We start from the raw sequence: 260 nt of genomic DNA on the forward strand, positions 1-260 counted from the left end.
CGCACGGGCGACGCGGAATGCGGCGCGCTTCTCGATCTCGCCGATCGCGAGCCGCGGCGCCACCGGCCACGAGGCGACCCCTTCGCGCACCATCGCCTCGAGATGCGGCATGGTGGGAAGCACGAGCTCGAACGGGATTTGCCGGTTGAGCTTGCCGAGCGCAGCACCGAACAGCGCCAGATGATGCCTGATCTCGCTGCGCCGGCTTCCGGGCAGGACCAGCAGAACCGGTGGCTGCCCGTCGCGCCGCTTCTGCTCCT

The 260-nt window shown here is 70.0% G+C and carries 1 protein-coding gene; it reads right to left on the reverse strand.

Going from position 1 to position 260, the window contains the following annotated elements:
• On the reverse strand, positions 1–260 hold a 260-nt coding region (locus Ga0466249_RS26160), incomplete at both ends, for a glycosyltransferase family protein (RefSeq protein WP_215832413.1).

The sequence above is a fragment of the Pelorhabdus rhamnosifermentans genome (genome assembly GCF_018835585.1).
GTDB lineage: Bacteria > Bacillota > Negativicutes > UMGS1260 > UMGS1260 > Pelorhabdus > Pelorhabdus rhamnosifermentans.